Origin of the sequence: Citreicoccus inhibens, assembly GCF_019039035.1 — a bacterium.
GTDB classification, from domain to species: Bacteria; Myxococcota; Myxococcia; order Myxococcales; family Myxococcaceae; genus Citreicoccus; species Citreicoccus inhibens.
The window spans coordinates 534,321-555,679 of sequence record NZ_JAHNZT010000001.1 but is presented as its reverse complement, the minus strand read 5'-3'; the positions used below and the strand labels follow the sequence as shown (position 1 = coordinate 555,679).

At 70.5% G+C, this 21,359-nt stretch carries 15 protein-coding genes; 11 read left to right on the top strand and 4 right to left on the bottom strand.

Translation table 11 applies throughout. The features are described from left to right. Positions 1–16: 16 nt before the first annotated feature. On the top strand, positions 17–1,852 hold the full coding sequence (glmS, locus tag KRR26_RS02170; protein ID WP_120210324.1) for a glutamine--fructose-6-phosphate transaminase (isomerizing): 1,836 nt from the start codon (positions 17–19) through the stop codon (positions 1,850–1,852). Between the two features lie 72 nt (positions 1,853–1,924). Here glmS and KRR26_RS02165 read toward each other — a convergent pair whose 3' ends face one another. Next, positions 1,925–2,866 (bottom strand): serine/threonine-protein kinase, encoded by a 942-nt coding sequence (locus KRR26_RS02165; RefSeq protein WP_120210325.1) that lies wholly within the window; start codon positions 2,864–2,866, stop codon positions 1,925–1,927. 248 nt (positions 2,867–3,114) lie between these two features. On the opposite strand from KRR26_RS02165, the gene KRR26_RS02160 reads away from it, so the two are divergent. The 6 genes from KRR26_RS02160 (at position 3,115) to KRR26_RS02135 (ending at position 10,967) form a co-directional block, all read left to right on the top strand. Further along, on the top strand, positions 3,115–3,753 hold the full coding sequence (locus KRR26_RS02160; protein ID WP_217078994.1) for a hypothetical protein: 639 nt from the start codon (positions 3,115–3,117) through the stop codon (positions 3,751–3,753). 118 nt (positions 3,754–3,871) lie between these two features. Then, complete coding sequence (gene recA, locus KRR26_RS02155; protein ID WP_120210327.1) at positions 3,872–4,957, top strand: recombinase RecA; 1,086 nt, start codon at positions 3,872–3,874, stop codon at positions 4,955–4,957. Between the two features lie 238 nt (positions 4,958–5,195). Then, the gene (locus KRR26_RS02150) at positions 5,196–7,328 is read left to right on the top strand and encodes an alkaline phosphatase D family protein (protein ID WP_120210328.1); all 2,133 of its coding nucleotides are present in this window, start codon (positions 5,196–5,198) and stop codon (positions 7,326–7,328) included. A gap of 113 nt (positions 7,329–7,441) precedes the next feature. Next, positions 7,442–7,978, top strand: coding sequence for a GNAT family N-acetyltransferase (locus tag KRR26_RS02145; protein ID WP_217078993.1), 537 nt, complete (start codon positions 7,442–7,444; stop codon positions 7,976–7,978). 80 nt (positions 7,979–8,058) lie between these two features. Beyond that, complete coding sequence (locus tag KRR26_RS02140) at positions 8,059–10,422, top strand: Tex family protein (RefSeq protein ID WP_120210330.1); 2,364 nt, start codon at positions 8,059–8,061, stop codon at positions 10,420–10,422. 65 nt (positions 10,423–10,487) lie between these two features. Then, on the top strand, positions 10,488–10,967 hold the full coding sequence (locus tag KRR26_RS02135; RefSeq protein WP_217078992.1) for a hypothetical protein: 480 nt from the start codon (positions 10,488–10,490) through the stop codon (positions 10,965–10,967). Positions 10,968–11,152: 185 nt separating this feature from the next. On the opposite strand, the gene KRR26_RS02130 is transcribed toward KRR26_RS02135, so the two are convergent. Together KRR26_RS02130 and KRR26_RS02125 are read right to left on the bottom strand one after the other, a co-directional pair. After that, a complete protein-coding gene (locus KRR26_RS02130; RefSeq protein ID WP_120210332.1) occupies positions 11,153–12,268 on the bottom strand; it encodes a hypothetical protein in 1,116 nt (371 codons plus the stop codon). Next, on the bottom strand, positions 12,268–14,124 hold the full coding sequence (locus tag KRR26_RS02125; RefSeq protein ID WP_120210333.1) for an HSP90 family protein: 1,857 nt from the start codon (positions 14,122–14,124) through the stop codon (positions 12,268–12,270). Before KRR26_RS02125 ends, KRR26_RS02130 begins: the two co-directional genes overlap by 1 nt. A 181-nt stretch (positions 14,125–14,305) precedes the next feature. Between KRR26_RS02125 and KRR26_RS02120 the strand changes: the two genes are divergently transcribed. From KRR26_RS02120 to KRR26_RS02105, 4 genes are all read left to right on the top strand, one after another. Continuing rightward, positions 14,306–15,172 (top strand): metal-dependent hydrolase, encoded by an 867-nt coding sequence (locus KRR26_RS02120; RefSeq protein WP_120210334.1) that lies wholly within the window; start codon positions 14,306–14,308, stop codon positions 15,170–15,172. 159 nt (positions 15,173–15,331) lie between these two features. Beyond that, complete coding sequence (locus tag KRR26_RS37335) at positions 15,332–16,705, top strand: hypothetical protein (protein ID WP_328707044.1); 1,374 nt, start codon at positions 15,332–15,334, stop codon at positions 16,703–16,705. A 147-nt stretch (positions 16,706–16,852) separates the two neighbouring features. Then, the gene (locus KRR26_RS02110) at positions 16,853–17,548 is read left to right on the top strand and encodes an alpha/beta fold hydrolase (protein ID WP_120210335.1); all 696 of its coding nucleotides are present in this window, start codon (positions 16,853–16,855) and stop codon (positions 17,546–17,548) included. A 10-nt stretch (positions 17,549–17,558) separates the two neighbouring features. After that, positions 17,559–19,718: an FUSC family protein gene (locus tag KRR26_RS02105; protein ID WP_120210336.1), complete on the top strand. Its 2,160-nt coding sequence runs from the start codon at positions 17,559–17,561 to the stop codon at positions 19,716–19,718. Here KRR26_RS02105 and KRR26_RS02100 read toward each other — a convergent pair. Beyond that, positions 19,699–21,288: a HEAT repeat domain-containing protein gene (locus KRR26_RS02100; protein WP_217078991.1), complete on the bottom strand. Its 1,590-nt coding sequence runs from the start codon at positions 21,286–21,288 to the stop codon at positions 19,699–19,701. The two genes, KRR26_RS02105 and KRR26_RS02100, sit on opposite strands and share 20 nt — an antisense overlap. Between the last annotated feature and the right edge of the window lie 71 nt (positions 21,289–21,359).

The window sequence follows — 21,359 nt, the reverse complement described above, 5'->3', positions numbered from 1 at the left end:
AGAGAGAGGACTGACCATGTGCGGGATTGTTGGATACGTCGGTGACAAGGAGTCGGCCCCCATCCTCGTTTCCGGGCTGAAGAAGCTCGAATATCGCGGGTATGACTCGGCGGGCGTGGCGGTGGTGAGCGGCAAGCAGCTCAACGTCGTCCGCGCCATGGGCAAGCTGAAGAACCTGGAGAATCGCGTCGGGCAGGACCTGCCCCAGGGCACGACGGGCATTGGCCACACCCGGTGGGCGACGCACGGGCGCCCCTCCGACGAGAACGCGCACCCGCACACGTACAAGAACGTGGCGGTGGTCCACAACGGCATCATCGAGAACCACCTGGCGCTCAAGGAGCAGCTGCGCGCGCGCGGGCACGTCTTCTCCTCGGAGACGGACACCGAGGTGTTCGCGCACCTCATCTCCGAGGCGCAGGAGCAGGGCAAGGACCTGCCGGACGCGGTGCGCGCGGCCATCGCGCAGGTGAAGGGCACGTACGCGCTGGCGGTGGTGTCCTCGGCGGATCCGCACCGGCTGGTGTGCACGAAGAACGCGTCGCCGATGGTGCTGGGCTTGGGCGAGGGGCAGAACTTCGTCGCCAGCGACGTGCCGGCGGTGCTCGAGCACACCCGCGACTTCGTCTACATGGAGGAGGGGGACCTGGCCATCGTCTCCGCCACGGGCGTGGAGATCTTCAACCGCCAGGGCCAGAAGGCGAACCGCTCCACCAAGCGCATCGACTGGACGCCGATGATGGCGGAGAAGGGCGGCCACAAGCACTTCATGCACAAGGAGATCTGGGAGCAGCCCCGCGCCATCGCGGACACGCTGCGCGGCCGGATGCTCCTGACCGAGGGCGACGTCCACTTCGAGGGCTGGAACCTGACCCCCGAGAAGGTCCGCTCGCTCACCAAGGTGACCATCCTGGCGTGCGGCACGTCCTGGCACTCGGGCGTCGCCGGCAAGCACATGATCGAGTCGCTGGCGCGCCTGCCGGTGGAGGTGGAGCTGGCCAGCGAGTTCCGCTACCGCGACCCCATCGTGGACAGCACGCACCTGGCCATCGCCATCAGCCAGTCCGGCGAGACGGCGGACACGCTGGCGGCCTTCAAGGAGGCCAAGGGCCTGGGCGCCACCGCGATGGCCATCTGCAACGTGATGGGCAGCGCGATGACCCGCGAGGCGGACATCTCCGTGCTCACCAACGCGGGCCCGGAGATTGGCGTGGCCTCCACCAAGGCCTTCACCACGCAGCTGGTGATGCTCTACATGCTGGCCGTCAAGCTGGGCCGGCTGCGCAACACCCTCACGGTGAAGGCGGCGCAGGAGCACCTGACGCACCTGGCTGAGATTCCGAAGATGGTGGAGGACGTCCTCAAGTGCGAGCCCGCGGTGAAGAAGGTCGCGCGTGAGTTCATGACCGCCCAGGACTTCCTCTTCCTCGGCCGCGGGCCCATGCACCCGGTGGCGCTGGAGGGCGCGCTCAAGCTCAAGGAGATCTCCTACATCCACGCGGAGGGCTACGCGGGCGGCGAGATGAAGCACGGCCCCATCGCGCTCATCGATGAGAAGATGCCCGTGGTCGTCATCGCGCCCAAGCAGCCGCATGTGGCGTACGAGAAGATCATCGGCAACATCGAGGAAGTGCGCGCGCGCGGCGGCAAGGTCATCGCCATCATCGACGAGGACGACGCGCAGGCGGGCACGCTCGCCGACCACGTCATCCGGATTCCGCCGGCCAGCGCGCTGCTCGCGCCGGTGGTGGCCACCATCCCGCTCCAGTTGCTCGCGTACCACGTGGCGGAGATGCGCGGGAACGACGTGGACCAGCCGCGCAACCTCGCCAAGAGCGTGACGGTGGAGTAGCGGCGCGCCGGGTCGCTTCGGTGTCCTGGGGCCCGGGCCTCCTCGCGAGGGGAGCCCGGGCTTCGTCGTTCTTCAACCGATGAGGCCCAGCACCGCCATCAGCCAGTGGCGCACGTCGAGCCGCGAGGGGCTCTGGTCGGTGTCCAGGGCCCAGGTGAAGAGGGCTCCGGCCAGCTCCCCCGCGGTGCGGTAGCGGCCCCCGAGGTCCGGCGCGAGCGCCTTGCGGAGGATGGCGGCCATGGGCTTGTCCAGCCAGTCTGGCGCGGTGAAGCGCGCGGCGCGGATGGCGGCCATCACCGCCTCCGGGTCGCTCTCCCCGGGTTGGCGGAAGGGGTTGGCGCCGATGATCAGCTCATGGAGCATGATGCCCACGGCGAAGACGTCCGAGGCGGGCGTGAGGCGCTCGCCTCGCGTCTGCTCGGGCGAGAGGTAATGCAGCTTGCCCGCGGCGACGCCATCCGCCGGGCCCACGGCCTCCACTCCGTGCGCCTTCGCCACGCCGAAGTCGCCCAGCTTCACCTCGCCCTCGGCGGAGAAGAAGACGTTGGCGGGGTTGATGTCGCCGTGCACCAGCTCCAAGGGCCGGCCGCTGCGCGTGCGCGCCAGATGAAAGTAGGCCAGCCCGCGCAGCACCTCGATGGCCACGTGCACCGCCATGGCTCGGGGCAGGGGACGGCTCTGGCGCTGGAGCGCTCGCAGCAGCCCGCCCAGGTCGCCTCCCACCAGGAACTCCATGGCGATGAACGGCCGGCCAAAGGCCTCGCCCACCTCCAGGCGCTGCACCAGGTTGGGGTGCTGCAACAGGCCCATCAGGTCCGCCTCGTCCGCGAACGCCTCGGGCGACACGTCCTTGCGCATCAGCTTGAGCGCCACGCTGAAGGGCTCACCCCGGGCGTTCTGCGCGTCCGCGAGGAACACCTCCGCCATGCCTCCGCCGCCCAGCCGCGCCCGCAGCACATAGCGCCCGAACCGGCGCGAGGGCACCTCCACGGACCTGAAGGAGCTGGAATCCACGGTAAATCAGTTTAAGCCCCGACCATTCCCTGGGCCATTCCGATGCCATCGGGGTGTTCAAGGGGCGGCTGTGGGCTTTGAACCCCTGCCAGGGGCGTGCGTACAGTGCCCGCGTGCCAGACGGCTCGCGCATACAGCCTCCCGTGTCGCCTTGGGAGCGTGGGGAAGGGGCTCCGCTCTCGGACGGTGCGGCCTCGGAGAGCGCGGCCCCAGAGGTCGTGCCCTGGGCGCCATCCGAGCGGGCTCAGATGCCCGCGCCGGTTCCCCTGGGGACGCGACCCCTGGAGGCGAGGGCGCTGGCGGAAGAGGCCCACCATGCCGAGTCGTCTCGGCGCCCGGCGCTCTGTTCACAGCTCAACCAGCTCATGGGAGACGTGGTGAAGCAGGCGGAGGGGCGCGAGGCAGCGGACCTTCTCCATGGGCTGTTGGAGGGAGGGGGGCTGGCGGGCCTCGAGGATGAGAAGGGGCGGACGTGCCGCGCCGCCGCCGTCGAGGGGCTCCTGTCGCTGGGCTTCCCCTACGCCCTGGAGGTGAGCCCCGAGGACCTGGCCCACCTGAGAGCCCAGGGCGGGGGACGCAATCGCCTGGGGCTGGCTGGACTGCTGCTGCTGGGGCTGGGCGCGACGGCCCAGATGGCGTCCCAGCTCTTCATCGTGGACACGCCCTCGGAGTGGGCGCTGCTCCAGGGGGGAGTGTCGCTGGTCCTCCTGGCGTTGCTCAGCAAGGCCCCACCCAAGGCCCTCCTCTACCGGATGGCGCAGGCCCTCCTGGTCCTCGTGGCTGGGTTGGGGGTTTCGGTGTCGCTGATGACCCCAGTGGATGCCGGGTGGTTGTCCGGGCTGGCGGGGTTGGCGGCCGTTGTCCTGCTTGCCCACCGCGAGAGCTGATGAACAGGACGCAGAACGGATGTCAGAGGGGTGGACTAGGGTCTACCCATCGCGTAACTAAAAGCGCGTTCAGGTGGGCCGGGGTGGCCCGCCGTTACCAAGCCGAAGGAGCGACGAAATGTCTGTGAATCAGGAGAAGGAAAAGGCGATCGAGCTGGCGATGTCCGCGGTGGAGCGGCAGTTCGGTAAGGGCTCCATCATGCGGCTGGGCAAGGACGAGCCGCTGCTGCGCGACGTCCAGGCCGTCTCCACGGGTTCGATCTCCCTGGACATCGCTCTGGGCGTGGGCGGCGTGCCCAAGGGCCGCATCGTCGAGATCTTCGGTCCGGAGTCCTCCGGCAAGACGACGCTGTGTCTGCACATCGTCGCGGAGGCCCAGAAGCGCGGAGGCATCTGCGGCTACGTGGACGCCGAGCACGCGCTGGACGTGGGCTACGCGCGCAAGCTGGGGGTGCGCACGGATGACCTGCTGCTCAGCCAGCCGGACACCGGTGAGCAGGGGTTGGAGATCGCCGAGATGCTGGTGCGCTCGGGCGCCATCGACGTGCTGGTGGTGGACTCGGTGGCCGCGCTCGTGCCGAAGGCGGAGCTCGAGGGTGAGATGGGCGATGCGCACATGGGCGTGCAGGCCCGTCTGATGAGCCAGGCCCTGCGCAAGCTCACGGGCACCATCGCCAAGAGCCAGACGTGCGTCATCTTCATCAACCAGATCCGCATGAAGATTGGCGTGATGTTCGGCAACCCCGAGACGACCACGGGCGGCAACGCGCTGAAGTTCTACGCGTCGCAGCGCCTGGACATCCGCCGCGTGGGCGCCATCAAGAATGGCGAGAACGTGGTGGGCAGCCGCACCCGCGTGAAGGTGGTGAAGAACAAGGTGGCGCCTCCCTTCAAGGAAGTGGAGTTCGACATCATGTACGGCTCGGGCATCTCGCGTGAGGGCGACCTCATCGACCTGGCCTCGAACGACAACATCATCGAGAAGAGCGGCAGCTGGTTCTCCTTCAAGGGCGAGCGCATCGGGCAGGGGCGTGAGAACGCGAAGGACTACCTGCGCGAGCACCCCGAGATTCAGCGCGAGATCGAGGCGCGGGTCTTGGAGAAGTACGGCATCACCAAGGGCGGTCCCGCCGCCACGCCGGCCGAGGCCGCGGAGCCCGCCGCCGACGGCGAGAAGCGTCCCCGCGTGAAGGCCGTGAAGTAGCCACCGCGCTCGCTCGCTTTTCGGGCGCGCGGGAAGCACCGCAGGGGCTGTCCGTCCTCGGATGGACAGCCCCTTTCCTTTCGGTACTCCCCTCGTGAGACGCGGTCTGCGGCTCGGCGTATCTGACGCGTCCAGTCAGTGACAGGGACAGCACTGCGCTGTTTCTTGCGGGAGCGTGGGCGGCCATAGACTCCGCGGGTCTGTCACCCCACACCCCCAAGTGAAGCGGAGCCTTGCCGTGTTCGACACCCTCAAACGCCGAACGTTCTTGCAGGCCGTGGTCGCGGTTGCCGCGAGCACGACCTTTGGTTGCTCTGACGAAGACACGCCCACGGACCAGGGCGGGCGCTACTTCCCACAGTCGGTGTGCTCGGGAGATCCTCGCCCGGACAGCGTGGTGCTGTGGGTGCGCGCGGTGGATCCGGACAAGGTGGGTGCGGACCTGACGGTGCGCCTGGAGGTGTCCACGCGCGACGACTTCAGCGCGCTGGTGTTGGACAAGAAGGACCTGACGGCGCGGGCCGCGACGGACAACACCCTCAGCGTCAAGGTGACGAACCTGTCGGCGCGCACCCCGTACTATTACCGCTTCACCTACGAGAAGGACGGCAAGCGGTACACCACCAACACGGGCCGGACCAAGACGGCGCCCGCGGCGGGCGACGACGTGGCGGTGAAGTTCGCCTTCGCCAGCTGCCAGGACTTCATTGGCCGCTACTACAACACCTGGCAGCGCCTGGTTCAGCTCAACGAGGACCTGGACTTCGTCGTCTTCCTCGGGGACTACATCTACGAGACGACGGGCGACCAGTCGTTCCAGTCCGGGGCAGGGCGCTCGGTCATCTTCAGCGAGCCCGCGAGCGCGCTGCCGCAGGGCTCCGGGGTCACGGCGTTCCTCGCGGCCAACTCGGTGTCCAACTACCGGGACCTGTACAAGACGTTCCGCTCGGACAAGCAGCTGCAGGCGGTGCATGAGCGCTATCCGTTCATCGTCATCTGGGACGACCACGAGTTCTCTGACGACAGCTGGGGTTCCCACGCCACGTACGAGGACGGCAAGACGGACGAGAACTCGGAGGCGCGCAAGCGCAACTCGGAGCAGGCCTTCTTCGAGTACATCCCGCTGGACCTGTCCACGGGCAACGACGGCGCCATCGACGTGGGCGCCATTCCCCGCTACCCGGACACGCACATCTACCGCTCGTTCGACTACGGCCGGAACGTGAAGCTGGTGGTGCTCGACTACCGCACCTTCCGCCCGGACCACATCATCCCCGAGGACGCGTACCCGGCGGCGGTGGCGGTGGACCAGGCGACGCTGACGGCGGTGCTGGCCTCGCAGCCGGATCCGGTGAAGCAGGCCTTCCAGTCGGACACGTTCGCGTACGTGAACATCGATGACGCGGGCTACGCGCAGCAGAAGACGGTGCTCCAGCAGGTCTATGTGGCCCAAGCTCAGAAGGCGGGCCTGAGCCAGGCCGCCGCCAGCGAGAAGGCCGTGACGTGGGTGAAGGGCAATGTGTCGCTCTTCTACGTCAACCAGGTGCTGCAGCAGGCGGGGGCCTCGGCGCTGGTGGTGTCGCCGGTGGGCAAGCCGCGCGGCGTGGCGTTCGTGCACATGGGCAAGAGCTCGCTCTTCAACATCCAGGGCTCGCGCTACGTGGTGGTGAAGGACACGTTCGACCTGTACTCGGCGGTGAAGTTCCAGGCCTCCCAGGGAGCCAGCGAGAACGTCCTCGGCGCCGCGCAGGAGACGTGGTTCCAGCAGACGGTGCGCGAGGCGTCGCAGACCTGGAAGATTGTCGTCAGCTCCACGTCGCTGTCGGCGCTCATCTGGGACCTGCGCGACAAGGCGGACGTGGCGGACCCGACGCTGCGCCAGCGCTTCTACTTCTGCGCGGACCAGTGGGACGGCTTCCCCACCAAGAAGAAGATGCTGCTCGGCAGCCTCAAGCAGAGCGTCAACAACGCGCTGTTCATCTCCGGCGACATCCACGCCTCGTTCGCGTCGGTGGAGGAGGGCGTCCCCACGCTGACGACGCCGGCCATCACCTCCAGCTCCATCAAGGGGCTGGCGGGCCTGGCGGTCATGGCCGCGGGCTACAGCGAGGGCTCGTCCGTGTACCGCTACGTCATCACGGAGATGGAGAAGACGCTCCAGAGCGCCAACCCCAACCTGCGCTTCGCCGAGGGCGACGCCAACGGCTTCGTGGTGTTGGAGGTGAAGGGCGACGAGGCGCTCGCCACGTTCCACCTCATCCCGGGCTCCGAGGTGAACAAGGACTACTCCAAGCGGTCCCCGGAGGAGCTGTCCACCAAGGCCTTCAGCAAGACGTTCCGCGTGAAGGCGGGCGACATCCAGGCCGTCTGAGTCGCGGCGCGCCCTCTCGGGTGGAGTGAACGTGAGGGCCGCGTGGGGAGGTGGCAGGATGCCTCCCGGCGCGGCCCTCGCCTGTACGCGCGGGTCTATTCCGTGGGGACGTCATGCCTCCTGCCGACATCCGCTTGGTCCGAGTGCTGCCCGAGCATCTGGACTTCTGGTTGGCCCTGCGCGCCGAGCCCACCTCGCGGCGCTTCGTCTCTTCCGAGGAGGACTCGCGCGAGTCGCTGCTCAAGCGGCTCATGGAGGCGAGCGGCGAGGTGACGCAGCCCCAGGCGAAGAGCTTCCGTTGGATGGTGGAGGTGCAGGGCCAGCTGGCCGGCACCGTGTCCGCGCGCGAGCTGTCCCGGACCCATGGCCGCGTGGTCATCGGGTACATGATTTCGGAGGCGCACCAGGGGCAGGGCGTCTGCACGCGCGCGGTGGGGCTGATGTTGGAGCGGCTGTTCGCGCTGCCCTTCTTGCAGCGCGTGTGGTTGCACACGCTCTCGCACAACGCGGCCTCCCAGGCCGTGGCGCGCAAGTTGGGGTTCACCCACGAGGGCACGCTGCGCGCCCACGTGGTGCACGATGGCGAGCGGTTCGACCAACAGCACTGGGGCCTCCTGCGGTCCGAGTGGCGCGGTGTCCCCGCGCGCTGAGGCGGGGCGTTGGCTGGCGGGCGCGCGCAACGACGGGGCTCTGGGCGGTGTGGGAGGCCCGGGGTATAGAACGCGACGCCATGCATCCCTACGCCGCAGAGCTGTCCCGAGAGCTGGGCATCGCGCCCGAGCAGGTTGACCGCACCCTCGCGCTGAGCGCCGAGGGGGCCACCGTTCCGTTCATCGCGCGTTACCGCAAGGAGGCCACCGGCGGACTGGACGAGGTGCAGATTCAGACCCTGCTCGATCGCGCCTCGGAGCGCGCGGAGTTGGACGCGCGGCGCGAGACCATCCTGCGGACCATCGAGGAGCAGGGGAAGCTGACGCCCGAGCTGACCCGGGCGCTCCAGCAGGCGCGCACGCGCACCGAGTTGGAGGACCTGTATCTGCCGTACAAGCCCAAGCGGCGCACGCGCGCGGCCATCGCGCGGGAGAAGGGGCTGGAGCCGCTGGCGGATCTGCTGTGGAAGCAGGAGGGCCGGCGCGGAGAGGACCGGGACTCGCGCGTGCGCCCGTTCGTGGATGCGGGCAAGGGCGTGGAGGACCTGTCGGCGGCGCTGGCGGGCGCGCGCGACATCTGCGCCGAGCGCGTCACCGAGGACGCCGTCCTTCGCCGCGAGGCCCGCGAGGTGTGCGCGCGCAAAGGCTCGCTGTGCTCGGACGTGGTGTCCGCGAAGAAGGGCGAGACGACCAAGTTCGAGAACTACTACGGCCACGAGGAGCCGCTGTCCCAGGCCCCCTCGCACCGCGTGCTGGCGCTCCTGCGAGGCGAGGAGGAGGGCGTGCTCAAGGTGAAGCTCGCCCTGCCGGACGACGAGGTGAAGGGCCTCTTGTCCGGGCGCGTGGTGACGCGGCCCCAGTCCCTCTTCGCGGACGAGCTGCGCGCGGCGGTGGAGGACGGATGGGAGCGGCTCATGGGCCCCTCGCTGGAGTCTGAGCTGCGCGCCGAACTCAAGGCCCGCGCGGACAAGGGCGCCATCGGCGTGTTCGGGGACAACCTGCGCCATCTGTTGTTGGCTGCTCCGGCGGGGGCTCGCGCGGTGCTCGCGTTGGACCCGGGCCTGCGCACCGGCATCAAGCTGGTGATGTTGGACAACACGGGCGGCGTGGCGGAGGTGGCCACGCTCTACAGCGAGCGCTCGGCGGATGAGCGCGCGCGGGCCGCGAAGGTGCTGGCGGCGGTGGTGCAGAAGCACAAGCCCGAGCTCATCGCGGTGGGCAACGGCACCGGCAGTCGCGAGGCGGAGGGCTTCGTGCGCGACACGCTCAAGGCGATGGGTTCGCAAGTCTCCGTGGTGTCGGTGAGTGAGCAGGGCGCGTCCATCTACTCGGCCTCCGAGGTGGCGCGTGAGGAGTTCCCGGAGATGGACGTGTCGCTGCGCGGCGCGGTGTCCATCGGGCGGCGACTCCAAGACCCGCTGGCCGAGCTGGTGAAGATTGATCCAAAGAGCATCGGGGTGGGCCAGTACCAGCACGATGTGGATCAGGGCCTCTTGAAGAAGAAGTTGGGCGAGGTGGTGGACTCGTGCGTGAACGCGGTGGGCGTGGACGTGAACACCGCGTCGCCGCAGTTGTTGGAGCACGTGTCCGGCGTGGGCCCCTCGCTGGCCAAGAAGCTGGTGGCGCATCGGGTGGCGAAGGGCCGCTTCACCACGCGCCGGGAGCTGCTCAAGGTGAGCGGCATGGGCCCCAAGACGTTCGAGCAGGCCGCGGGCTTCCTGCGCGTGCGGGGCCCCGAGCCCCTGGATTCGAGCGCCGTGCATCCAGAGCGCTATCCCGTGGTGGAGCGCATGGCGAAGGACCTGGGCGTGGACGTGGCCGCGCTCGTAGGCAACGCGGGGCTCGTGCGCCAGGTGGACCTCAAGCGCTACCTGAGCGCGGACCTGGGCGCGCCGACGCTCCAGGACATCCTCGCTGAGCTGGAGAAGCCGAGCCGGGACCCTCGCGGTGACTTCACGGCGCCGGTGATGCGCGATGACCTGCGCACGCTGGAGGACGTGAAGGAGGGCATGGTGCTCCAGGGCGTGGTGACCAACGTCACGGCCTTTGGTGCCTTCGTGGACGTGGGCGTGCACCAGGATGGGCTCGTGCACGTGTCGCAGATCTCCACGCGCTTCGTGAAGGACCCGTCCGAGGTCGTGAAGGTGGGCGATCGGCTCACGGTGAAGGTCCTCACCGTGGACCTGGCGCGCAAGCGATTGGCGCTGTCCGTGCGCGCGGTGCAGGAGGGCGGAACGCCTGGGCCCTCGGGCAAGCCCGCGGTGGGTGGGGCGCACGGGACGCGGGGCGTGACGACGGAGCGTCCGGCCGCGCGCGGTGCGCCCCCCTCGCGCCCGAACGCGCCGGGTCCTGGCCGGCCCGCGCCGATTGCCTCCGGAGGCAATCCAGACGCCAAGAAGAAGCCGGAGCCCTTCAACAATCCGTTTTCCAAGCTGAAGCGCTGATGCGACTTCAGGGAGGGGCGCCTCGGGGGAGGTCTTCGAGGCGTCCTGCGCTATGGTGAGCGGACATGCGCTGCGACTCCTGCTTGCTCCCCGAACCGGCGGCCCCCGTTCGGCTCTCTCACAACGTGGGCATGCTGTTCATGCGCCGCGAGTATTCGACTGAGGGAGAGCTGTGCCGGAGCTGTCTCAATCGCGCCCTGTTTCACCACACCCTGCGCAACGTCACGCTGGGCTGGTGGGGGACCATCTCGTTCTGCATGACGTGGTACTTCCTCTTCTCGAACCTCGTGAACTACTTCCGCGCGAGGAGCGAGCTGGGGCAGATGAAGCCGCGCGAAGCCCCGCGTCCGCCCGCCTCCGGTGAGGAGGCGGCCCGCGTGCTCCAGCCGTTCGAGCACAACATCCGCATGCAGCTGCGCATGGGCGACAGCCCCGGTGACATCGCGCGCGAGATGGCGCGCATTCATCGCGTGGATGCCGCGAGCGCCGAGCGCTTCGTGGCGAGCGTTCAGGCGTCGGAGGCCGAAGCGGTCAGCGAGGCGTGAAAGCTCGCGTGCGCGGCTTCAGGACTCCTGGCGGTGCAACCGAAGGGGGGAAGCCGGGTCCGCGCATGGCGTGGCGCGGCTCAGGGGGCCGCGCAGTCAGCCCGCGGTGAGGCGTTCGCGCGAGGTGGCGCGCCTCGCGTGTCTCGGCCTTTGCTGTCTGGGGCGTGCGAGGGGCGTGTCGGGCGTCAGCCTTCGAGGGCGAATGGACGGACTTCGGTGCGGAGTGCTTCGGTGCGCTGGCGCAGTCGGGCGAAGCGGTCCGTTCCGTTTCGCGCGTCGAACTGGAGCGCGAGGTCCCTGGACTGCGCGTCCATCCAGGCAGCCAGGGCTCGCGTCTCGTAGGTGCTGTTGGATTGATACAGCTCGAAGTCCCGGGGCAGCCGCAGCGTCGCCGTGGCTCGGCCCGCGGACACCACTCGCCCTAGCAGGAAGCCTGCCGCGGTGTAGAAGGTGAAGCGGTCGCGGCGGCTCGCGTGCTCCAGCGCCCAACCGAGGTGCCGCTCGAACAGCGCCAGCCCTCGTTCCAGGTTGTCTGTCAGCCCGAGGAACTCCAGGTGCTCACCCACCGTGGCGAGGAACTCGCGGTTCTTCGCGATGAGCGCATAGCCGCGCTGGTGGCAGTCCCGGGCCTCTTCCATCCGCCCCAGTCGGAAGAGGGGATACAGCAGCGTTCCGAAGGTCTGATGCGGGACCTCGGTGCAGAACTGCCGCCCGTCCAAAAGCGGGCGAGCCTTGCGCAACGCCAGCTCCCACTCGCCGCGGCGCACGTGATGATCCAACTCGTCATCCAGCTCGCACACGCGACAGTCGGTGAGGTGGTCTCTGGGCGTCTGAATCCAGGCGGCCCACAGGCGCTCGGCCTCGTCGACCTCGCCCATGTCCATGGCGGTGAGGTAGCGCAGCTTGAGCATCGCGCGCTTCCCCGCGTTCACCCGTGCGAAGCCCTGCTCCAGGTCATCCAGGGCCGCGGCGATTTGCTGGCGCGAGATGCTCGGGAACTCATCCATGAGCCCGACCACCCACTTCTGCTTCCAGAGCATCTCCTCGGGGTCGAAGCGCTTCGGGTCCTTCTTCTGCTGGCCCCGGCACCACGCGAACGCCACCAGGACCTTGTCCGCCGCGCCGCCAAACGTGGCCGCGTCGATGAGTTCCCCGCGCAGCGCGTAGCCTCGGTCGATGTCCCCGTGGAGATCCGCCAGCCGCACGGCCTCCTCGAGGATGCGCGTCTTGGTGTCACCGTAGGGCAGGTGCTCGGCGCGCTCCAGGAGCGCATCCGCCTCGTCGTTCCAGTCACCCGCCATCAGTGCACCTCCCGCGAGCCCGGTCCGCCATCGTTCTCCGGCCCCTCGTCGTCATCGCCGAGCCGCGCGTCGATGAGCCCCAGCAACCCCTGGTTGAGCAGCGTCATCTCCCGCGCGCTCAGCGGGTGCTGCCCCAAGAGCAGCGATTGGACATAGAGCATCTCCACCGAGAGCTTCATCACCTCCCGGTCCGGCACCCGCGCCATCCGCCGTACCACGGGGTTCAGGTAGTTGAAGCACAGCTTCGCGTGGAGCTGGCCCGGCGCGCCTTCCAGCACGCCCGCCACCACGCCGGCGTACAGGTCGTCCGCTCCCTCTCGCGCTCGCTCCGCTTCTCGGCGGAAGGCGCCTTCTTCGTCCGTGCTGTAGAGCGTGGGCACCTCCGCGGGGAGGAACTTCCGCACCTCCACGCCGCAGCGGAAGGGGAGCAGGGCCCGGTCCGCCACGCGCACCAGCGAGCGGACCGCGTGCCGCTCGTCATCCGTCAGCTCCTCGAAGCTCTGGGGCAGCTCCGCCGAGGAGAAGGGCTCCGCGCGGACCTCGGGGAAGAGCTGAGGCAGTCGCTCCAGGAGCGCGGTGTCGTGGGTATAGGCCGCGTTGATGATGCACAGGCCCTGGGCCGCCGCCACGCGCGCCACCTGACGGAAGCCATCCAGCGTGGGGGTGTAGCGGACCAGGGAGTACGCCCGACGGTAGTCCCCCAGCGTCATCATCCCCAGCGAGGTCTCGAAGGGGAGCCAGTCGATGACGAGCCGGAAGAAGTCGTCGTCATCCAGGGCCAGGGCCTTCATGGACAGGCCGTGCAGCGCGATGAGGCGCTGGAGCGCGCGCGGCTCCTCCCGGGCCAGGTCCATCAGGTATCTGCGCAGCGCGACGCCCAGCGAGCCCCGGGCCCGCTCCAGCACCGCGTCCTCGTAGAAGGATTCGCGGCTGGCGGTGGGCCGCAGCGCGTTGGCGTTCACCACGCACTTCACGAAGAAGGCCCAGTCCGGCAGCAGGTTGTCCGCGCTCTCCGACAAGAGCATCGACTTGAGGTACACGCGGTGCTTCTGCTTCGCGTTGAAGTGCGGCGAGGCCGGCAGCACGAAGGCCACGCCCTGCACGTCCCCGGACGTGGCCCGCAGCGGGATGTAGTCCAGGAAGTCCATGTCGAAGACCTGCCGTCCGTAGGCGAGCAGGGCCTCCCGGCGCTCCGAGGGGGACTCGTAGCTCGCGCTCCAGGGCGCGCCGTCCCGGTTGAGGTGCTCGGTCTGGCCCCCCACGGTCAGGTGGATGGGGAAGGGCAGGAGCCCGCCGTAGTGCAGGACGAGGCTTCGCACGCGCTCGGGGGTGAACCACTCGGCCATGTCCGCGCGGGCCGTGAGGAAGACCTGGGTGCCGGGACGCTCCAGCGGGTGCGCGGCGGGGCGGACGTCGTAGGTGCCGTCGTGGCGACCGCGCCACTCCAGCGTCGGGTGAGTGCCCCGCGCCGAGCGCGTCACCACGAGCAGCTCGTCGCACACCATGAAGCACGACAAGAGGCCGATGCCGAACTGGCCGATGAAGTCGTTGCGCCGGGCCTCCAGGGCCTCGCGCTTGGAGGACTCGCCGATGGTGGCCAGGAAGCGGTGGACCTCCTCCTCCGTCAGCCCCACGCCGTCATCGGTGAAGACGAGGGTGGTGGCGCCGCCGTCCTGCTTCTCCATCAGCTCCAGCCGGAGGGTGCCGGGGTGCTGGGACTCCAGGTGCTGGCGGGCCCGGATGGCGTCCGTGGCGTTCTGGAGCAGCTCCCGCACGTAGACGCCCGGCGAGCTGTACAGGTGGTGGGAGAGGAGGTCGATGACCCCCCGGAGGCTGACTTGGAATCGATGGTCCACGTGGAGCGGCAGCGTAGCGCGCGGTCCCCACGGAATGTCGAAACAAGCTTGAGCCCAGGCGGCGCTCCAGGCATCTGTCTGCTCCGAGGCAGCCGGGGGCCCGTGCCCCCCTCGTCCCGCCTGGGGAGTGGTATTCGGCGGGCCGGCCTTTCTCGTCGTTCCAACCCAGGAGCAGACAGCGATGCGGACGAACTTCAAGGCGGCAGTGATGGGCGCGGTACTGGCCCTGTCGGGGACCGCGCTGGCCCAGGGCGCTCCGGCGCAGAAGCCTCCGGCGGCGGCCAAGGCGGCCAGGCCCGCCGGTGAGGCGAAGGGCGCGAAGGCCCCCGCGGCCACCCACGGCAAGACGGAGGTGACGTGGTGGGGCCACGCGGCGTTCGTGGTGCGCACCCCGGGCGGCGCGGTGCTGGCGCTGGACCCGTGGCTCACCAACCCCAAGGCTCCGCAGGGCGCGCCGTGGCCCGAGGCGGTGGACGCCATCCTCGTGACGCACGGCCACTTCGACCACGTGGGCGAGACGCAGGCCCTGGCGCAGAAGACGGGCGCCAAGGTGTTCGGCTCGTTCGAGCTGGTGAACCTGCTGGGGTTGCCCGAGGCCCAGGCGATGGGCGCCAACGCGGGCGGGACGTTCCGGGTGAAGGACGCGACCATCCACCTGGTGCAGGCGGTGCACTCCAGCAGCTACCAGGCGGATCCCAAGGCGCCGGCCCAGTACGCGGGCGCGCCGCTGGGCTACGTCATCCAGATTGATGACGGCCCCACGCTGTATCACGCGGGGGACACCGGGGCGTTCGAGTCCATGGAGCTCATCGCCGAGGAGTTCAAGCCCAACGTGGCGCTGCTGCCCATTGGCGGGCACTTCACCATGGATCCGCAGGAGGCGGCCCACGCGGCGCGGCTCTTGAAGGCGCAGACCATCGTGCCCATGCACTTCGGCACGTTCCCGGCGCTCAGCGGCACGCCCGAGGAGCTGCGCGGTGCGTTGAAGAAGCTGCGCGGCGGCGCCAAGGTGCAGGAGCTGGAGGTCGGCAAGGCCACGGCGCTGTAGTCCCCCGGGCCGGGCCCCCGTTGGAAAGAAGCGGGGGTGTCCGGCCCCGCTTCTCCGCCTGATGAACGGTTGGAAGCCGGGTGGAAACGCGGAGGCGGCTGGGTTATCTCCCGCCACCCGCCGGGAATTGGGAACCGTGGCGGGCCCGGGGGTGTACCGGTGTCGGTGTTGCACTTCGGCAAGGCGGGTTGGTTGACCGTGCTCCTCGATGAGGCGGTCTCCTCGCACGCGCGCGCGCCCGCTCCGGAGGCTCCCGAGGGCTTCCCCAGCCCCGGTCGAGCCCAGGCGCGGGCGTATCTGCAACGCACGCTGCGGGCCTCGGGGCTCTTGTACGGGACGCCCGCCGAGTCCGCGCTGGCCGAGGGCGCCGAGGCCCCTTCCCCGGACGCGATGGCGGGGCAGCTCTTCCAGGCCGTGGTGCGCACCCTGGCGCGCATGGCGCTGGACGTGGCGCGGCTCGTGGGCGCGCCTCCGGTGACGGGCCGAGAGCCGCTGCTCGTGTTGTTCGCGGTGCTCGCGGGCGAGTTGGAGCTGGCGCGCGACATCGACGCGCGGCTGGCCACGGGGCAGCCGGTGTCCAAGCGGCTGGCGGGCAAGGTGGAGAGCGCCCTGGACAAGCGGGCCCCGTCGCTGGCGGGAGACCCGGTCTACGGGCTGGTGCTGCACAACGGCGCGCAGTACGCGGACGCGCAGCTCTTCTGCCGGCAGGCCATCGACCTGTTCTCGCGAGGCCGGTTGCAGCCCATCATGGCGCGGCGGCGCATCGCCTTCGCGGCGAAGCAGAAGGCGCTGCTGGTGGACGTGCTCACGGCGCTGGCGTGCGTGGACCGGCAGCCGGCGCTCCCCGCGCGGCGGGCGATTCTGCGGCAGGTGGAAGGGCTGCGGCTGCCGCACGCGATGGAGTCCGAGCTGAAGGCGGCGGTGCGCCAGTCCTTCGAGCGCAAGCGCGGCGTCCGGGACGTGGTGCGTCAGGTGCGCGGCGTGGACGTGCGCCACTTCCTGCTGGAGCAGACGTTGCTCGCGGCGCTGGTGGACGGGCGCCGCACCCGGCGCGAGCGCTTCTTCATCGACGAGCTGGCGGACGCGCTCCGCGTGCCGAAGGAGGAGCTGCGCCGGCTGGAGCTGGAGATGGCCGAGTTCTACGCGCGCCATCGCTCGCTCGTGGATGTCTTCACCGTGTCCGACGCGGCGGGCGCCATGGGCGAGGACCTCATGGCGGGCATGCAGGAGACGCTGGAGAAGAACTTCCACCGGCTCATGCAGGAGGCGCGCGAGACGGGCGACCTGGCGGTGCTGCTCACGAAGATGGCGCGGCGCCAGAAGCTCACGCCGGACGAGCGCCAGCGCATGCGCGCGCAGCTCATCGACGTGGCCAAGGCCATCCCCGCGCTGGCCATCTTCGCGGCGCCCGGGGGCATCCTCCTGTTGGCGGCGCTGGCCAAGGTGCTGCCCTTCAGCCTGCTCCCCAGCGCCTTCCAGGATGGCCCGTCCGAGGAGGACGAGGAGCTGGGCCCCGAGCGCGAAGCGAGCTGAAGCGGGCCTGTCCTCTCGCCCGCCGCCAGACGGAGCGAGAGCCCCCGTCTGGCCGGCTCCACGCGCGCGACCCAGCTTTGCCCGAGGCCCTCGGGCGTCACCGCCTTCCCGAAGGAGCGAGCGGGGTCGTCCACGAGAGGAGCGGGGATGCGCGTGCACGAGCGGGGCGTGGAGATTGCCGTCGCGGGGCGCTTGCTGTCGGGGCGCCTCCAAGTACCCGAGCGGGCCTCCGGGCTCGTGCTGCTCGCGGGCGAGCCGGAGGACGGGCGCGCGGTGGGCGTGGCCGAGCGCGTGGCGGGGACGCTGCACGCCGGGGGGCTGGCCACGCTGGGGCTGGCTTTGCGCACGGCGGACGAGTCCGAGGCGGATGCCTGGCGTCTGCGCCACGACGCCACGGTGACGGTGTTGGCGCACCGGCTGGAGGTGGCGCGCGATTGGCTCCAGCGCGACGCGGCCCTGTCGCTGCTCCCGGTGGGCTACCTGGGCTTGGGGCTGGGCGCGGCGGCGGTGCTCGTGGCGTCCACCTATCAACCCTTTGGCGTGCAGGCGGTCGTCACCCTGGGCGGGCGGCCGGACCTGGCGGGGGACGCGCTGGCGCAGGTGCGCGTGCCCACGCTCCTGCTCGCGGGGCAGGAGGATGAGGACGGCCGCGCGCTCGTCCTCGGCGCGTTCGAGGCGCTGCGCGGACGCAAGGCCCTGCGCCCGGTGCCAGGGCTGTCTCGCTTCTTGGAGGAGCGGCTGCCGTTGGAGGGCGCGGCGCGCATGGCGGGGGCCTGGCTCCATGACTGCTTCCGAGCGGTCGCGGGGCCGGGCGTCCTCGCGTGGTCGGGTGAGCAGGCCTGAGCGAACGCGCATGCGCCACGTGCTGCCTCGCCACGTCACGCACCTGTTCCACCTGGAGGCGGGGCGGCCCGCGGTGCAGGCGGGGCTCCGGGCCGCGCTGGCGTTGGGCGTTCCGCTGCTGGTGTCCGCGCTGCTTCACCGGCCGGCGGCGGCGTGGTCCGGCATGGCCGGGCTCTTCGTGACGCTGGTGGACCGAGGCGGGCCCTACCGCTCGCGCGCCTTGGCCATGGGCGCCCTGACGCTGTTGGGCGCGCTGGGCGGCCTCATCAGCGCCATCCCGAGCCCGCTGTGGGTGGACGTGGCGCTCACGTGCTGCTGGGTGACGGCGTGCGGCTTCGCGCGCTGCTACGGCGACACCGCGGGCGTCGTGGGCATCCTCCTGGCCAACCTCTTCGTGGTGTCCCTGGCGCTGCCCGCGCACGGCTTCGCGGGGGCGCTCGCGCAGGCGGCCTTCTTCGTGCTGGGCGGCGCGTGGGCCATGGTGCTCGCGTTGGTGCTGTGGCCGCTGCGGCCCTATCTGCCCATCCGCCGCGTCATCGCCCGGTGCTATCGCGAGCTGGCCGGCTACGCGACCGCGGTGAGCCGCTGGCCGCCGGAGGGCGTGAAGCCCCCGTCCTGGACGCGCGAGTCCGCGTTGCGCAGCGCCGCCATCCGTCAGGCGCTGGAGGCCGCGCGCGCGGCCCTGGGCGCCATCCGCCGACGGAGCCAGGAGCAGAGCGGGCGAGGGGAGCACCTGCTCGTGTTGCTCGAGGCCGCGGATGCCTTGTTCCTGCGCCTGACGGCCTTCGCCGAAGCCCTCGACGCCGCGCCGCACGAGGCCCGCTTCCTCGCCATCCGCGCCGAGGCCCAGGGCGCCCTCGCGGCCTTCGCGGCGGATGCGCAGCGGCTCGCCGTCGTGCTGGAGGAAGGCGTCGTGCCCGAGCCCGAAGGTGGAGCCTGGGACGCGGAGCGGGTGGCGCAGGCCCTGCGCGCAAGAGAGGAGTCGGGGCCGATGACCGAGTCCGAGCGCGCGCACGGGCAACACCTCGTGGCGCTGCTCGAGCGGCTGCGCGAGTACGTCGCCGTGGCGCTGGACGTGGCCACGCGCCTGACGCGCGCAGAGCCCCTGCCCGAGCGGGCCGCGCTGCCGTTCGCTCGCCGCCGCATCGCGGGGCCGTCCTGGCTCACCCCGTTGCGCGACAACCTGTCGCCCGAGTCGGTCATCTTCCGGCACGCCCTCCGCCTGGGATTGACCGCCGCGGTGGCCACCGGCCTGTGTGAGTGGCTGGGGCTCAATCACTGGTACTGGGTGACCATCACCGTCATCGTGATTCTCCAGCCGTACTCGGGCCTCACGCTCCAGAAGGGGCTGCAACGCCTCGCCGGCACGCTGGTGGGGTGCGCGCTGGCGGCGGGGCTCGCGTACACCGTGCACGACCGCGTGGGGCTCCTGGCCGCCGTGGTGTGTCTCATCGCCGTGTCCGTCAGCCTGCGCCCGCTGAACTTCACGGCGTACCAGGTGCTGCTCGCGCCCGCGCTGGTGCTGCTGGCGGAGATTCAGACCGGGGACTGGCGGCTCGCGGGCGTGCGGCTCGTCAACACGCTGTTCGGCGGCGCGCTGGCGCTCGTGAGCATGCGGCTGCTGTGGCCCAGCCCGGAGCATCAGCGCTTCCCGGAGCGCGTGGCGCGTGTGCTGCGCGCGGACCGGGACTATCTGCGCCAGGTGTCCTCGCCCCGGCCGGCACAAGGAGAGGTCAGCCTTCGCGAGGCGCGCCGCCGCGTGGGGCTGGCGTTGCTGGCCGCGGAGGACTCGTTCCAGCGGCTCCTGGGCGAATGGCACGGCCCCCCCGAGCAATTGGAACCGGCGATGGCGCTGCTCACCTACGCACGGCGCTTCGGCGCGGCGGTGACGGCGCTGGCCGCCCGCCGCGACTGGCATTCGGACGCGGACCTCGCGCCGCTGACCCGCTACGCCAGCGGCGCCTTGGAGGACCTGGCGGAGTCGCTGGAGGACCGCCGCGAGCCCCGCCCGCTGCCGCCGGCCCACGCTCCCCCCGAGGGCACGGACGCGCTGTCCCGCACCCAGGAGGAGCGACTGGTGCGCCAGCTCAGCGTCCTGCACCGGGCCGTCGAGCGCGTGCCCCCGTCGCTCATGGCGCCGGGCGAGGGCCTCAGGTCCGCTCGAGCTTGACCACGAGCCGCCGCAGGTCCTCGTTCACGCCGACGAGGTGCGTGTTGCCGCGCTCGTCATCCAGTTGCTTGCGCAGCGCGGGCAGCGTGGAGCGGGCCTGCTTCGCCGTGGCGGGCGTCTCCACCAGCCAGTCCACCGCCTGGATGACCGCGGAGCGGGCCTCGGTGTCGCGCTCCCCCAGCCGCGAGGCCAGGGGCGTCACGCTCGCCGGGGCGCCCGAGCGACCCAGCTCCAGCGCGGTGCGCTCCAGCAGCGCGCCGTTCGCCTTCTCCAGCCGCTGCGTCCAGCAGCCCGCGTCCTGGGTACAGGCCTGCCCGGCCTCCAGGAGCTGCGCATAGCCCACCAGCGCGTCGCTGCGCTTCTTCCCCAGCGCGGCCGGGTTGTCGCAGCCCGTCTCCTCCGCCTGCTTGCACTCGGTGGCGGTGCGCGCGGCCTCGCCCGCGGCGAGTTTGTCCAGCAGTGGACGTTCGCGGGCATCGCCCAGCATGGCCAGCCCCTTCACCGCCACCTCGCGGGCGTACCAGTCGCCGGTGCTCGCGGCCTTCTCCAGCGCGGGCAGCGCATCCCGGCCGCCCAGCAGCGTGAGCGCGCGCACGTAGGTGCGGCGCACCGTCGGGTCGGGCTCGAGGACCAGCGCGGCCAGGGGCTTCACGGCCTCCGTGGCGCGCATGCGGCCCAGCGCGTCCGCCGCCTGCATGCGCACCATGGCCTGGATGCGCGGATCCGCGTGGGTGTAGCCGAGCTGGCGCACCAGCGGCTCCACCGCCCTGTGGTCGCGCAGGTCCCCCAGCACCTGCGCGGCCTTCATCGCGTAGCTGGCTGGGTTGATGCCCTGGCCCTGCGCCCAGCTCACCAGCTCCGCGTCCTTGCCCTCCAGCGCGGGGAGCAGCGCGTCCGCGGCGGGCGCGCCCAGCTGGAACAGCGCGAAGCTGCTCTCCACGTAGAAGGACACGCCGTGGCGCTCCTTCGTCAGCATGCGCAGGAGGACCGGCACCGCGCGCGCGTCGCCAATCTGCCCGAGCGCCTCGATGGCCTTGCGGTTGAGGAAGGGCTCCGTGGCCTCATCCGTGGCGAGCTGGATGAGCGGCTCCACCGCCTCGGGGGACTTCATCGCGCCAAGCACCTGCACGGCCTCGATGCGCGTGTAGTTGTCCTTCGAGCGCAGGAACGGGATGAGCGCCGGCACCGCGCTCCGGTCCCCGATGCGGCCCAGCGCCGCCACCAGCTCCTTGTTGGCCAGCTGCGCGGAGGCGTCCGTCGCGCTCGGGTCCAGCGCGGCCTTCAGCGGCTCCACGGACGACACGTCGTGCACGTCCGCCAGCGCGCGCGCCAGCGCTCCTTTCACCTCGGGCTTGTGCTCCGCCGCGAGCTGCGCGTGCAGCATGGGCAGGAAGCTCGCGTTCGCCTTGCCCGAGCTGCGCATCGACTCGATGAGGCGGACCCGGTCATCCGCCCGCCGGATGCGTGCAAGGTATTCTTCCCAATAGTCCGGAGTGGCCGGGTCTTTCTTGCACCCGACCAATGCGAGAAAGGACACACTGAGGCACAGCGCGACGAACGAGCGAGACATGCGAGCTCCTTTGCGTACGCGGGGTTGGCGTGTCTTTGGGTGTAGACCTGTCTTGACGAAGGAAGCAAACC